The sequence below is a fragment of the Herminiimonas fonticola genome (assembly GCF_003293745.1).
Taxonomy (GTDB): Bacteria; Pseudomonadota; Gammaproteobacteria; order Burkholderiales; family Burkholderiaceae_D; genus Oxalicibacterium; species Oxalicibacterium fonticola.
Genome location: NZ_PTLZ01000001.1, coordinates 1,234,831 through 1,248,175, shown reverse-complemented (window position 1 = coordinate 1,248,175; position 13,345 = coordinate 1,234,831). Strand labels below are relative to the sequence as shown.

The following is a 13,345-nucleotide window of genomic DNA, read 5'->3' as shown; positions in this document are numbered from 1 at the left end:
GCATGCATTGCTGGAATCTTGCGTATCAACGCTATCAGCACGCTGCCCCGACAACCACCAACTTTATTGAAACCATGGCTATCTACCAATTAGGCGAACACGTTCCGGATATCGCAGCCTCTGCCTACATTACCGATTCGGCAACGGTAGTCGGGCGCGTCACGATCAAGGCCAATTCCAGCGTCTGGTTTCAAGTGACGGTGCGCGGCGATAACGAAGACATCACTATCGGCGAAAACTGCAATCTGCAGGAAGGTGCCGTGTTGCATGCCGACCCCGGCTTCCCGCTCACGCTGGCAGACAATGTGAGCGTAGGCCATCAAGCGATGATCCATGGCTGCAGCGTCGGCGAAGGATCGCTGATCGGCATTCAAGCCGTCATTTTGAACGGCGCAAAGATAGGCAAGAACTGCCTGGTCGGTGCCGGCGCATTGGTCACTGAAGGCAAGGAATTTCCGGATAACTCGCTGATACTCGGTACCCCTGCCAAGGTGGTACGCACACTGAGCGAAAGTGATATCGCCAACCTGCATAGAATCGCCGACAGTTACGTGGCGCGCAGTCGCGAGTTTAAAAATACATTGAAGAAAATAGGATAAGCATGGCTGACACAATGCAAAAATTCGTGTTTGAAGACGCGACCGTGCGTGGTGAACTGGTAGATGTTTCCGAAACCTGGAAGCATGTTCAAGCACGTCGCGATTACCCAACGGCGGTAAAAACCGTTTTGGGTGAAATGCTGGCGGCAACCGCATTGCTCTCGGCAAACTTGAAATTCAACGGTGCCATCATCATGCAAATATATGGTGACGGCCCCTTGCGGCTGCTGGTCGTCGAGTGCGATTCGGATCTGAACATGCGCGCCACTGCCAAGCTGGCAGAACATGCGATTGTCAGCGACGACGCCACACTGCCGCAGCTTGTAAACGTCAAAGGCGAAGGTCGCTTCGTCATTACCCTGGATCCAAAAGACAAATTACCAGGCCAACAAGCCTATCAGGGTATCGTGCCGCTGGATGGCGACACGGTCGCTACCGTGATTGAAAACTACATGCTGCGCTCGGAACAACTCGATACCAAGCTGTGGCTCGCTACTGACAATGAAGTCTCGCGTGGTTTGTTGTTGCAAAAACTGCCGCATGAAGGCGGCATCGTCACCAACACTGAAAGTGATCTGGCAACCTGGGATAGATCGGTGATGCTCGCATCCACCTTGCGCCAGGAAGAGATGATTACAACTGATGTCGAAACCCTGATGCGCCGTTTGTTCTGGGAAGAAACGATACGCGTCTTCGACCCGCAACATCCAAACTTTCTGTGCACCTGCACCCGCGAAAAAGTCGGCACGATGTTGCAAATGCTGGGACAGGAAGAAGTGAATTCTGCACTTGAAGAATTAGGCAAACTCGCAGTCGATTGCGACTTCTGCGGTCAGCACTATGAATTTGATCAGGTCGACTGCGCCCATCTGTTTACAACAGAGGCGCCGGTAGAAACCCTGATTGCCGCCAGCCCGATCAAACACTGAAAAAAACAATACGAGAATAAAAAAACGCGCTTAACTTAACTAAGCGCGTTTTTTATTCGCATGCATTATTCAGTGCTTCTCTTTAGGTTCAATCTTGGGCGGCGGGATAGAGACGAAGGTAGACTTCTTGGTCGGATCAAGAACTTGCACGAAGATTTCGTTTTCCTTGATCATGCCCAGCTCGTAACGGGCCCGCTCTTCGACCGCACCTGTACCGTCCTTCAAATCCTGCACTTCGGAATTAAGCTTCGCATTGCGCGCTCTTAATTCATCGTTCTTCTTTTGTGCAGCGACGACTTGCTGGTCCAGATCCCACACGCGCAACCATCCACCCTTGCCCAACCACAGTGGGTACTGAATCAGCACAACGAGTGCAGCGAGGCAGAGAATGATGAGGCGCATCGGACATTTACACGGCAAATCCGGTCATGCAGCAAAGCCACATGACCGATAGGGATTACTTCAAATTGTAAAACGCACTACGACCAGGATAGCTGGCGATGTCGCCCAGATCTTCCTCGATACGCAACAACTGGTTGTACTTCGCCATGCGATCCGAACGTGACATCGAGCCGGTTTTGATTTGCAGGGAATTGGTACCAACCGCGATATCGGCAATCGTCGAATCTTCGGTTTCGCCTGAGCGATGCGAGATCACGGCTGTGTAACCGGCGCGTTTTGCCATTTCAATCGCTGCGAATGTTTCTGTCAGCGTACCGATCTGGTTGATCTTGATCAGAATCGAATTGGCGATGTTCTTCTCTATGCCTTCGCGCAGGATCTTGGTGTTGGTAACGAACAGATCGTCGCCTACCAATTGCACTTTCTTGCCCAAGGCGGCGGTCAAGGTTGCCCAACCTTCCCAGTCGTTTTCGGCCATGCCGTCTTCGATCGAGATAATAGGATATTTGTCGCACCAGGTTGCCAGCAGATTGGTGAAATCAGTGCTCGACAAGGTCAGGCCTTCGCCTTCCAGATGGTATTTGCCGTCTTTGTAGAATTCGCTGGCTGCGCAATCCAGGCCCAACGCGATTTGCGTGCCTGGCTCGTAGCCCGCTTCTTCAATCGCTTGCAAGATCAGCTTGATTGCTGCTTCATGGTTTTCAACCGATGGTGCGAAACCACCTTCGTCACCAACCGAAGTAGGCAAGCCTTTGTCGTTCAGGATTTTTTTCAGTGTATGGAACACTTCTGCGCCATAACGCAGTGCTTCACGGAAGCTGGGAGCGCCAACCGGAATGATCATGAACTCTTGCAGATCAAGGTTGTTGTTGGCGTGTGCGCCGCCGTTGATGACGTTCATCATAGGCACTGGCATTTGCATAGCGCCTGAACCGCCGAAGTAGCGATACAGCGGCAAGCCGGATTCTTCAGCAGCTGCCTTCGCAACCGCCATCGACACTGCCAGCGTTGCATTCGCGCCCAGACGTGCCTTGTTGTCAGTGCCGTCCAGATCAATCAGCGTGCGGTCGAGGAATGCTTGTTCGTTCGCATCCAGACCCATGATCGCTTCGGAGATTTCTGTATTGATGTATTCGCAGGCTTTCAATACGCCTTTGCCGAAATAGCGGCTCTTGTCGCCATCACGCAATTCGATTGCTTCACGCGAACCAGTCGATGCGCCGGATGGTACCGAAGCACGGCCCATGACGCCGGATTCCAGCAGTACATCGCATTCCACGGTTGGATTGCCGCGTGAATCGATAATTTCACGTCCTATGATGTCAACAATTGCACTCATCTATTTCTCCCTAAATCAGCAAAATTCTGAATAACGTTTTGTAAACGATGGCAGGTCTCAGCATGCATGCCTAGACCTGCGCTGTCGTTAGCCCACTTTTTTTGATGTCGCCTGATTTTGCGCCAGCGCAGCCTTGATGAACGAGATGAACAACGGATGTCCATCGCGCGGCGTTGACTTGAACTCAGGGTGATATTGCACGCCTACGTACCATGGATGTGCATTCTTGCCGGTACGCGGCAATTCCATGATTTCGCACAGCGATTCGGTTGGCGTACGAGCGGACACGATCAAACCCGCATCTTCGACACGACCAAGGTAATGATTATTTGCTTCGTAACGATGACGGTGACGTTCGGTAACTTCGGTGCCATAGATTTCAGCAGCGAGCGTGCCCGGTTTGACTGCGCAGGTTTGCGCACCCAAACGCATGGTGCCGCCCAGATCTGAATTCAAGTCACGACGCTCAACCTTGCCGTCATGGTTTTGCCATTCATTGATCAGCGCAACAACTGGCTGTTCCGTATCCGGATCGAATTCAGTCGAATTCGCTTTGGTCAGACCCGCCATATTGCGCGCATATTCAATCAGCGCGACTTGCATGCCCAAACAGATACCGAAATAAGGAATGCTTTGTTCACGTGCGAAACGCGCAGCAGCAATCTTGCCTTCCACACCGCGTTTGCCGAAGCCACCAGGCACCAGAATCGCGTCGTACTTGGCCAGACATTGCGGACCATTGGTTTCGATTTCTTCCGAATCCAGATATTCAATATTGACGCGGCTTTCGGTATGAATACCGGCGTGACGCAATGCTTCGGTCAATGATTTGTAGGATTCGGTCAGATCGACGTACTTGCCGACCATGCCGATCGTGACGCTGTGCTTAGGATTTTCCAGTGCGTGCACCAGCTTGGTCCAGACCGACAAATCAGCCGGTTTTGGCGATAGGGCCAGTTTTTCGCAGACGATGCGATCCAGACCTTGGTCGAACAGCATCTGTGGAATTTTGTAGATCGTGTCTGCATCCCATACCGAGATCACAGCATCTTCTTGCACGTTCGAGAACAGCGAAATCTTCGCGCGTTCATCATCCGGAATCGGTCTATCGGCGCGGCACAACAATGCGTCTGGCGAAATACCGATTTCGCGCAGTTTTTGCACGCTGTGTTGCGTAGGCTTGGTTTTCAATTCGCCGGCAGAAACCAGATATGGCACCAAGGTCAGATGCACGAATGCAGCCGCATTACGACCGGCGCGCAAGCTCAGTTGACGAGCCGCTTCGAGGAAAGGCAAGGATTCGATATCACCGACGGTACCGCCAATTTCTACCAAGGCAACGTCGAAACCTTCGGCGCCGCGATAGATGTAATCCTGAATTTCATTGGTGATGTGCGGGATGACTTGAACCGTTTTGCCGAGGTATTCACCACGACGCTCCTTGCGGATAACGGATTCATAAATCTGGCCGGTCGTGAAGTTATTCACCTTGCGCATTTTCGCAGTGATGAAACGTTCATAGTGACCCAGATCCAGATCGGTCTCGGCGCCGTCTTCGGTAACGAAAACTTCGCCGTGCTGGAATGGACTCATCGTGCCGGGATCGACGTTGATATACGGATCGAGCTTGAGAAGAGTGACTTTGAGGCCGCGCGATTCAAGGATCGCGGCGAGAGAGGCGGCTGCAATCCCTTTGCCTAGGGAAGACACAACGCCGCCAGTTACGAATACAAACTTGGTCATTACAGAAGGTGCCGAATGGCACGTGCGGGAAATTCGAATTATACCTCAAACATGCACAATTCTTCGCCGTTTTAGCAGGAATTTAATTAACGGCCATACCAATATCTGGCATGTTCGACACGATACTCGCTCACGTCCAACGTAGAGCCAAAGTGTAAAGTAATTGTCCCCGCCTCGTCATTACGCAGCCGCGTAATACCTAATTCGCCGTAGCGTTCGAAAATTTCCGGTTTGGGATGGCGGTAACGATTGCGATAGCCGACCTGAAACAAGGCGATCTGCGGATGTACTGCCTGCAGGAACGGCAAGGTTGACGAGGTACCACTGCCGTGATGCGGCGCGAGTAAAACATGCGCCGCCAGCTTGGTAGCTCCGCCCTCCACTAGCTCGGCTTCCTGTACCGCTTCTATATCGCCGGGCAATAAAATGGAAAGCCCATTCAAAGTGATCTTCAAAGTACAACTACGGGCGTTCGGCTTCCATTTATCGCTGGCATAACTAGCTGCCGTCGGATGCAGCAACTCAAAATCGGCGCCATCCCAATGCCACGCTTGGCCGGCAACACATGGTTCATGCAAGGAAGCTGCATTAACAATCGGATGCTGAAGCGGCAAGGACGACGATACCCGGGCTATCTTTATTTCTTTCATGATCGATAACGCGCCGCCCGCATGATCCATATCGCTATGCGAAATCATCATGCCATCCAATTGATTTATGCCACGTGCACGCAAATAAGGCAGGATCACGCGATTGCCACCATCCGATTCCGGCGAATAAAACGGCCCAGTGTCATATAAAAAGCGATGCTGTTCGGTTTCTATCAACAGCGCCATGCCCTGCCCCACATCAAACGCAGTCACCCACATTTCTCCGGCACGCGGATGCGTAGGTGCATTCAACACCAGCGGCAACCATGCAAAGAAACCGAGGTAACGCGCAGGCCAGCCGCGCGGTGCCAGCATCCACAGCGTGCCTATCAAGGCCAGCGCAAACATCCACCAACTTGGAACAGGCGCAGCCCACACTGCCCATGAAAATTCACTTAGCCAATTGAGCAACTGCGCTAATTCCGCCACTAAAAAATGTGCAGTTAATAGACACCAGCCCGATAAAGGCGATGGCAATACGCTACCGACCAGCGCCAACGGCGTCACCAGAAAACTGACCAGCGGAATTGCGATTGCATTGGCGACAGGACTCACCAGAGAAGTTTGCCCGAACAACAGAACTGTAAGTGGCACCAAACCCAAGGTCACTGCATATTGCGTCAAGGTCGCGCTCTTCAAAACCGTGCGCCAATGTGATTGCCCATCAACAGCATTCGCTGTCGCACGTCCGACGCTGACGTACAAAATCACGGCGACTGCAGCAAACGACAGCCAGAACCCCGGCCCCAACACCGCCCACGGATCCAGCAGAACTACCAGACCCAAAGCCAGACATAACACGTGCGAAATACTGGTAATGCGGCCACACCACAAAGCCGTCGCCACCACACCCAGCATGATCAAGGTACGCTGCGCCGGCAATCCGGAACCGGCGAGGAGTACATAAATTAAAGCGGCCAATGCACCAGCCAACGCGGCGGCTTTTTGTGCTGGCAAGATCAGGGGCAAACGGGCAGAAGTAAAAAATGATCGGCGCCATAGCGCAAAAATCAAACCGGCAAACAAGGCTGCAACCATCGTAATGTGCAAACCTGAAATCGACACCAGGTGAGAAATGCCAGTTCGATTGAACACTGTCCAATCCGATTGACTGATCGCGCGCTGATCTCCGACTACCAGCGCTACGATCACACCGGCATAAGGTTTATCCTGCAATGCGTGTTGCACACGTTCGCGCAACCAGCTGCGACAGCGTTCGACAACATGATTGAAACTGAAAACAAAGTCGTCGAGTCGCACATTCTTTTGCTCAATGGATGGCTCGGGACGGATATAACCGGTCGCCCTGATGTTTTGCTCCAGCAGCCACATTTCGTAATCAAAGCCCGATGGGTTCGCGTTGCCGTGCGGCTTGCGCAAACGCACTGTGAATTGCCAGCGTTCGCCGGGCTGTACTTCAGTGATTTTTTGTTTTGCGTCCGCTTTGATATTGCTGTAGTCGTAATCGGTATACCAGGACAAGGCCAGCTTGCCTGGAATAACAGGTGCCAAGCCTTCCAGCGGCAACACCTTTTCAACCGCAAAATTAAATCGCACACCACGCTCGAAATAACTGGGCATGCTATTTATCGTGCCAACTATCGTTATATCTTGCCCTTCCAGTTCTTTCGACAGTTCATGCGATAAATAATAATGCGCAAACAGCGCCGCCCAGACAAAGCCCAGCAGCACGCCCATCACTGCACGTAAAAGAATTTTGAATTGAGATGGAGGAGCGTGACGACTCAGCGCAAAAAGCGCGCAAGCAAGAATGAACAGGAAGATGAGAAGGAAGTACTGAGGCAGCGTCGCCTGCATCTGCAGCCAGGCAGCACCGACGACGAAGCCGACGATCGCGCTGCGCATACGGCAGCTAGATCACGACACCGAGTCGCGGCATCGCGACTAGCGCGTTCGCAGACGTGATTTGCGCAATGGCAGCAACTGGCATGTCGCGCAATTCAGCCAATACCTGACCTATGCGTGGCAATTGCTCGGGGCTATTGCGTTCTGGATGTACCCATGCGGGAGAAATATCGGGTGCATCGGTTTCCAACACGATGGAATCAATGGGTAGCGTAGTTGCAAGACGACGCAACTGCAATGCACGTGTAAAGGTCATTGCGCCGCCAAAGCCGAGCTTGAATCCAAGCTCGATAAAAATCTCGGCCTGTTGAAAGCTGCCATTGAACGCATGCGCAATGCCACCGATAACGTTGATGCGGCGCAGATATTTCAGAATACTGTCCTGTGATTTACGTACATGCAGTAATACAGGCAAGCCAAAATCGCGCGCGATCTTCAGTTGTTCGGTGTAGAAAAATTCCTGCTTCTCGCGCATCTCGGGCGTCGTCAAGATCGGAATAAAAAAATCCAGACCGATTTCGCCAATTGCTACAAAGCGTGTATCGGTCATTGCAGCTTCGACAGCGACGCGCATCGCGGCAAGGTCTTCTTCCCTGGCCTGCGGTACAAAGATCGGATGTATACCCAGCGCGTAAGTGCAATTGGAATTTCTGTGTGCCAGCGACTCCACTGTGGCGAAGTTATCGCGCGCAACTGCAGGGATGACGATCATCGTCACAGCCTGCTGCTGTGCACGCGCAGCGACCGCATCTTCTTCAGACGCAAACTCCGCCGCATCCAGATGGCAATGGGTATCTATCCACATATCAGTCGATCACCGTCGAACAGTTAAACCGTATGCAGGCATCCATCATGTCGACTCCGGCTCCAAACTAGTTGATCGCTAATTAGCTATGGTGCAACTCATCACTGTAGGTTTGCAAACCGTCGTCAGACAGACGCAAAATGCGATCGCAATGCGTCGCAAGCTCAACGTCATGCGTAACGATGACAAATGCAGTGCCCAGCGTATGCGATAACTCCAGCATCAGGTCGAAGGTTTTGTGCGCGGTGTGCCTATCCAGATTGCCGGTAGGCTCATCGGCCAGCACGCATGCAGGTTGCGTCACCAGAGCACGCGCCAGTGCAACACGCTGACGTTCGCCGCCCGACAATTCACCCGGTACGTGTGTGACGCGATGTTCGAGGCCGACGCGTGCCAGAATCGCACGTGCTGCTTCATGTGCTTCCGCACGCGGTACGCGACGTATCATCAGCGGCATGGCGACATTATCCAGTGCCGAAAACTCAGGCAACAGATGATGGAATTGATAAACGAAACCCAACGAGCGATTGCGCAAGTTGCCACGGGTCTTTTCGTCCAGACTCGCAAAATCCTGATTCAGCAAAGTCACCGAACCAGTAGTCGGCGTATCCAGTCCGCCCAGCAAATGCAGCAAAGTCGATTTGCCCGAACCGGACGCACCGACGATCGCCACGCGTTCGCCTTTGACGATATCGAGATTGATACCCTTCAATACATCGACCGCGTATTTCCCTTGCGTAAATGTCTTCGCAAGATCGCGGCAAGCCAATACATGTTCACTCATAACGCAATGCCTCTGCAGGTTTTACACGGGCGGCCCACCAGCTTGGGTAAATCGTCGCCAGGAATGCCAGTACAACCGCCACACCGCCAATAGTCCACACATCTGGCCAACGCAAGTCGGACGGCAATGAACTGATCAGGTAAATATCTTTAGGCAGGAATTGCACGTGCAAGAGTCTTTCGATAAACGGCACGATGACATCGATATTGGACGCGATCAATACACCGCCACCGACACCGATTGCCGTACCGGCCAAGCCCACCAGCGCGCCCTGGATCATGAAGATCTTCATGATGGAACCCGGAGATGCACCCAGCGTACGCAAAATTGCAATATCCGCCTGCTTGTCGGTCACCGTCATCACCAGCGTCGATACCAGGTTGAATGCAGCAACCGCAATGATCAAAGTCAGGATGATGAACATCATGCGTTTTTCAGTCTGCACGGCAGCGAACCAGTTGCGATTCTGACGCGACCAGTCACGTATCAACACATCGCCGCTCAAGGTCCGTGACAAATCCAGTGCGACTTGCGGTGCACGTTGCATGTCTTCGATTTTCAAACGCAGGCCGGACGGCGCGCCCAGCTTGAACATCTTCATCGCGTCGTCGATATGGATAAACGCCAGCGTCGAGTCGTATTCGAAATGTCCCGAATCGAAGATGCCAACCACCGTGAATTGCTTGAGTCGCGGAATCACACCGGCCGGCGTAACCTGCCCTTGCGGCGCGATCATCGTGACCTTGTCGCCGAGTTGCGCATTCATGCTGCGCGCCAGTTCATTGCCAAGGACGATATTAAATTCGCCACCGCGCAAATCATTCAGGCTACCCCATTTGACTTGCGAAGCCACATCCGAAACCTTGGGCTCCTGATCCGGCAACACCCCGCGCACGGCGACGCCGCGCAGCGTTTCGTCGCGCGTCATCATTGCTTGCGCATCGACATACGGCGCTGCGCCAAGTACTTCCTTGTTGGTGAATGCCTCGCGTGCAGTGTTTTGCCAATCCGGCAAAGCACCTTGCGGCTCGAAGATTTCTATATGCGACAGCACCGACAACATGCGATCGCGCACTTCTTTTTGAAAACCGTTCATCACTGACAGTACGACTATCAACGCCGCCACGCCCAGCGCAATACCAGCCATGGAAATCAGTGAAATGAATGAAATGAAGCTGTTGCGGCCACTGCGTTTGCCGGCACGTGTATACCGTATGCCAACCAGCCACTCGAAAGATAGATTTTTTATGATGCTCAATGAAGGCTCCTGAATGCAGCACGCAGTTTGCCATACATTTTCGACTACCAGCAAAGTGCAGAAACGAAAATCGGCAATCCCATTTATTAGCGTGCTTGCGCCATCTATTGAGTGGCGACGTACGCCGAACGTTCCATGCATCCAGCAAATAGTAGCTTGCCGAATCGTCGCGCATACACCAGAAGAACAGCGATATCGCCGCCAGAAGTAGTCGCAATTGCCCTACAATCGCGGCATGACTCAACTTGAACTTCTTTTACCTTTCGCAATGCCGCCTGCCGAAATGGCGCGTGACCTGCTGCGTGAACTGAAAATGCCGTCGCTCGCCATGCTGCTGGCCCGCTCCAGCCGTTCGGCACATCAGGTTTTCGATGGATTTTCGCGCGCTTTGCCGCATGAATACTGGCTGACTCGCCAGTTCGACTCCGACAACAGCCCAGCCCTGGCGACTAGCGCCATGCGCAGCTTTAACCTGCCTGCTGAAACCGGCGTATGGTTCATTTTGCAACCGGTACATCTGCACATTTCGCGCGATCATCTGGTCTTGACTGATACTCGCCAATTACAACTTGCAGAATCCGATGCACGCGCCTTGTTCGATATCGTGCAGCCCTTGTTTGAAGAAATCGGCAAGACCTTGGTATACGGCGATGCGCAAACCTGGTTCATGCGCGCCGATGACTGGCACGCACTGCGCACATCCACATCCGATGCCGCCTGCGGCCACAACATCGATATCTGGATGCCGAAGGGACCGCGTGAGCGCGACTGGCGCCGTCTGCAAAATGAAATCCAGATGCATTGGCATGCACACGCAATCAACGAACAACGAGAAACACGCGGACTGAAGCCGATTAATTCAGTCTGGTTATCAGGTGGCGCAGAAGCAGAAAAAACTTCGGAAGCAAATACAAAATTTGAAGAAGCATTCATTTTTTTAAATGAGCGGAATTCTTTTACAGCCCTGACAAAAAAACAGATTCCCATTACGTCCTCGGCAGATATTTTCGATGCAAAACCACAGCACGGCTTGCTGGTTTTGGACAATCTGATAGGACCTGCGTTGGCAGGCGATTGGTCAGAATGGCTGATGTGTTTTCAGTCCATGGAAGAACGATGGTTTGCGCCATTGCTGCAAGCCTTGCAGGATGGGCGACTCGACAAACTCGCGATTACGATCAGCCACAACACGGTCTATTCCACCTTCGCCATCAGCAAATCTTCACTACGTAAATTCTGGTGCAAACCTGCGCTGGCACGTCTTGCATCATGACCCGTATTGTCACCAGACCCTATCCGTTTCGCGATGCCGAACGCATGCACCAAGGCGGCGTACATCCTGTCATGGCGCGCCTGTATGCAGCGCGCGGCCTGCTTGACTTGAAAGAACTGACCAGCGACCTGACTGCACTGATCCCTCCTCCCGGCTTGCTGCATATCGATGTCGCTGCAGTATTTCTGGCGGATGCGATTGCAGAAAAAAGGAAACTGGTCATCGTCGCCGACTACGATTGCGACGGCGCGACCGCTTGCGCCATCGCCTTGCGCGGTTTGCGCGCCATGGGCGCGATTGTCGATTTCATTGTGCCGAACCGTTTTGAATACGGCTATGGACTGACGCCGGAAATCGTCGCACTCGCCGTACGCGAAAAATCGCCAGACATCATCGTCACCGTCGATAACGGTATCGCCAGCATAGACGGTGTGGCAGAAGCAAATCGACGCGGCATTGATGTCGTGGTCACCGATCATCATTTGCCGGCAGATACCTTGCCGGCGGCACGCGTGATCGTCAATCCGAATCAGCCTGACTGCGGCTTCCCCAGCAAAAATCTGGCTGGCGTCGGCGTTATGTTTTACGTATTACTGGCCTTGCGTGCAGAAATGCGCAAGCGCGGCATCTTCGATGCGCAAACCCAACCAAAACTGGACACATTGCTCGATCTGGTAGCGCTCGGCACCGTGGCTGACGTAGTCAAGCTCGACGCCAACAATCGCATCCTGGTCGCACAAGGCTTGAAGCGCATGCGCGCAGGTCGCATGCATGCCGGCATTGCTGCGTTGTTCCGTGCAGCCGGTCGCGAAGCGCGGCGTGCGTCCCCCTTCGATCTTGGCTTTGCACTTGGGCCGCGCCTGAATGCAGCCGGACGTCTATCGGATATGTCGCTCGGTATTGAATGCCTGACAACCGACGACGAAGGTCGTGCCTGGGCGATTGCGCAACAACTCGATGAAATCAATCGTGAACGCCGCACCATAGAAGCCGACATGCAGGAAACCGCCCTGCTCCTGCTCGACAGTTTCGATCCGCAAAACAAGACCACCATCAGCGTCTTCGATGCCAGCTGGCATCAAGGCGTAATCGGGATTGTTGCATCCCGTTTGAAAGACAAGTTTTATCGCCCGACCATTACCTTTGCCGATGCAGGCGATGGCTGGATCAAGGGTTCGGGACGTTCGATTGCAGGTTTCCATTTGCGCGATGCACTGGATCTGGTTTCCAAGCATGCGCCGACCTTGATCGATAAATTCGGTGGTCATGCGATGGCGGCTGGTTTGACGATACGTGCTGATGCGCTGGACGCTTTCACACAAGCGTTTGAAGCAGTTGGCAAGGATTGGCTGAATCAGAATCAGCTGGAACGCGTAATCGAAACCGACGGCCCGCTCGAATCAGCCTATTTCACCACGCAATTCATTGAATTGATGGAAGCACAAGTGTGGGGACAGGGTTTTGCGCCGCCACTGTTTTGCGATGAGTTCCGCGTCATCAATCAACGCATCCTTAAAGAACGTCATCTGAAATTGACTCTGGAAAAAGACGGTGTGAACTACGATGCGATCTGGTTTGGCCACATCGATTCTTTACCCAATCGAGCTAGAGTCGCGTACCGCTTGGACGCCAATGAGTTCAATGGCAGAACGCGCGTGCAATTGCTGGTCGAGCACGCGGAAGCCACCGAGTAAGAA

Annotated in this window: 11 protein-coding genes; 4 read left to right on the top strand and 7 right to left on the bottom strand. The window is 53.0% G+C overall.

The genetic code is table 11. The features are described from left to right. Positions 1–74: 74 nt before the first annotated feature. Complete coding sequence (locus Hfont_RS06195) at positions 75–599, top strand: gamma carbonic anhydrase family protein (RefSeq protein WP_112991741.1); 525 nt, start codon at positions 75–77, stop codon at positions 597–599. 2 nt (positions 600–601) lie between these two features. Further along, positions 602–1,528, top strand: coding sequence for an Hsp33 family molecular chaperone HslO (gene hslO / locus Hfont_RS06190; protein ID WP_112991409.1), 927 nt, complete (start codon positions 602–604; stop codon positions 1,526–1,528). Positions 1,529–1,597: 69 nt separating this feature from the next. Here hslO and ftsB read toward each other — a convergent pair whose 3' ends face one another. The 7 genes from ftsB to Hfont_RS06155 form a co-directional block, all read right to left on the bottom strand. Beyond that, positions 1,598–1,930: a cell division protein FtsB gene (gene ftsB / locus Hfont_RS06185; RefSeq protein WP_112991408.1), complete on the bottom strand. Its 333-nt coding sequence runs from the start codon at positions 1,928–1,930 to the stop codon at positions 1,598–1,600. Positions 1,931–1,985: 55 nt separating this feature from the next. Continuing rightward, on the bottom strand, positions 1,986–3,269 hold the full coding sequence (eno, locus tag Hfont_RS06180) for a phosphopyruvate hydratase (protein WP_112991407.1): 1,284 nt from the start codon (positions 3,267–3,269) through the stop codon (positions 1,986–1,988). An 87-nt stretch (positions 3,270–3,356) separates the two neighbouring features. Then, positions 3,357–5,012, bottom strand: a complete 1,656-nt coding sequence (locus Hfont_RS06175) for a CTP synthase (protein WP_112991406.1) — start codon at positions 5,010–5,012, stop codon at positions 3,357–3,359. Positions 5,013–5,098: 86 nt separating this feature from the next. Next, the gene (locus Hfont_RS06170; protein ID WP_112991405.1) at positions 5,099–7,528 is read right to left on the bottom strand and encodes a DNA internalization-related competence protein ComEC/Rec2; all 2,430 of its coding nucleotides are present in this window, start codon (positions 7,526–7,528) and stop codon (positions 5,099–5,101) included. 7 nt (positions 7,529–7,535) lie between these two features. Further along, entirely contained in the window at positions 7,536–8,333 is a 798-nt protein-coding gene (locus Hfont_RS06165) for a TatD family hydrolase (RefSeq protein ID WP_112991404.1), read from the bottom strand. An 82-nt stretch (positions 8,334–8,415) separates the two neighbouring features. Further along, positions 8,416–9,117 (bottom strand): lipoprotein-releasing ABC transporter ATP-binding protein LolD, encoded by a 702-nt coding sequence (gene lolD, locus Hfont_RS06160; RefSeq protein ID WP_112991403.1) that lies wholly within the window; start codon positions 9,115–9,117, stop codon positions 8,416–8,418. Continuing rightward, positions 9,110–10,375 (bottom strand): lipoprotein-releasing ABC transporter permease subunit, encoded by a 1,266-nt coding sequence (locus tag Hfont_RS06155; protein ID WP_112991740.1) that lies wholly within the window; start codon positions 10,373–10,375, stop codon positions 9,110–9,112. The genes lolD and Hfont_RS06155 overlap by 8 nt, the downstream gene beginning before the upstream one ends. A 235-nt stretch (positions 10,376–10,610) precedes the next feature. On the opposite strand from Hfont_RS06155, the gene Hfont_RS06150 reads away from it, so the two are divergent. Both Hfont_RS06150 and recJ read left to right on the top strand, forming a co-directional pair. Next, the gene (locus Hfont_RS06150; RefSeq protein ID WP_112991402.1) at positions 10,611–11,648 is read left to right on the top strand and encodes a hypothetical protein; all 1,038 of its coding nucleotides are present in this window, start codon (positions 10,611–10,613) and stop codon (positions 11,646–11,648) included. Beyond that, positions 11,645–13,342, top strand: coding sequence for a single-stranded-DNA-specific exonuclease RecJ (gene recJ, locus Hfont_RS06145; RefSeq protein ID WP_112991401.1), 1,698 nt, complete (start codon positions 11,645–11,647; stop codon positions 13,340–13,342). Before Hfont_RS06150 ends, recJ begins: the two co-directional genes overlap by 4 nt. Positions 13,343–13,345 lie beyond the last annotated feature (3 nt).

What these genes read in the sequence shown, in the direction of transcription:
- Hfont_RS06195 (WP_112991741.1), top strand. Translation starts at nt 75, where the DNA reads ATGGCTATCTACCAATTAGGCGAACACGTTCCGGATATCGCAGCCTCT.
- hslO (WP_112991409.1), top strand. Translation starts at nt 602, where the DNA reads ATGGCTGACACAATGCAAAAATTCGTGTTTGAAGACGCGACCGTGCGT.
- ftsB (WP_112991408.1), bottom strand. Translation starts at nt 1,930, where the DNA reads ATGCGCCTCATCATTCTCTGCCTCGCTGCACTCGTTGTGCTGATTCAG.
- eno (WP_112991407.1), bottom strand. Translation starts at nt 3,269, where the DNA reads ATGAGTGCAATTGTTGACATCATAGGACGTGAAATTATCGATTCACGC.
- Hfont_RS06175 (WP_112991406.1), bottom strand. Translation starts at nt 5,012, where the DNA reads ATGACCAAGTTTGTATTCGTAACTGGCGGCGTTGTGTCTTCCCTAGGC.
- Hfont_RS06170 (WP_112991405.1), bottom strand. Translation starts at nt 7,528, where the DNA reads ATGCGCAGCGCGATCGTCGGCTTCGTCGTCGGTGCTGCCTGGCTGCAG.
- Hfont_RS06165 (WP_112991404.1), bottom strand. Translation starts at nt 8,333, where the DNA reads ATGTGGATAGATACCCATTGCCATCTGGATGCGGCGGAGTTTGCGTCT.
- lolD (WP_112991403.1), bottom strand. Translation starts at nt 9,117, where the DNA reads ATGAGTGAACATGTATTGGCTTGCCGCGATCTTGCGAAGACATTTACG.
- Hfont_RS06150 (WP_112991402.1), top strand. Translation starts at nt 10,611, where the DNA reads ATGACTCAACTTGAACTTCTTTTACCTTTCGCAATGCCGCCTGCCGAA.
- recJ (WP_112991401.1), top strand. Translation starts at nt 11,645, where the DNA reads ATGACCCGTATTGTCACCAGACCCTATCCGTTTCGCGATGCCGAACGC.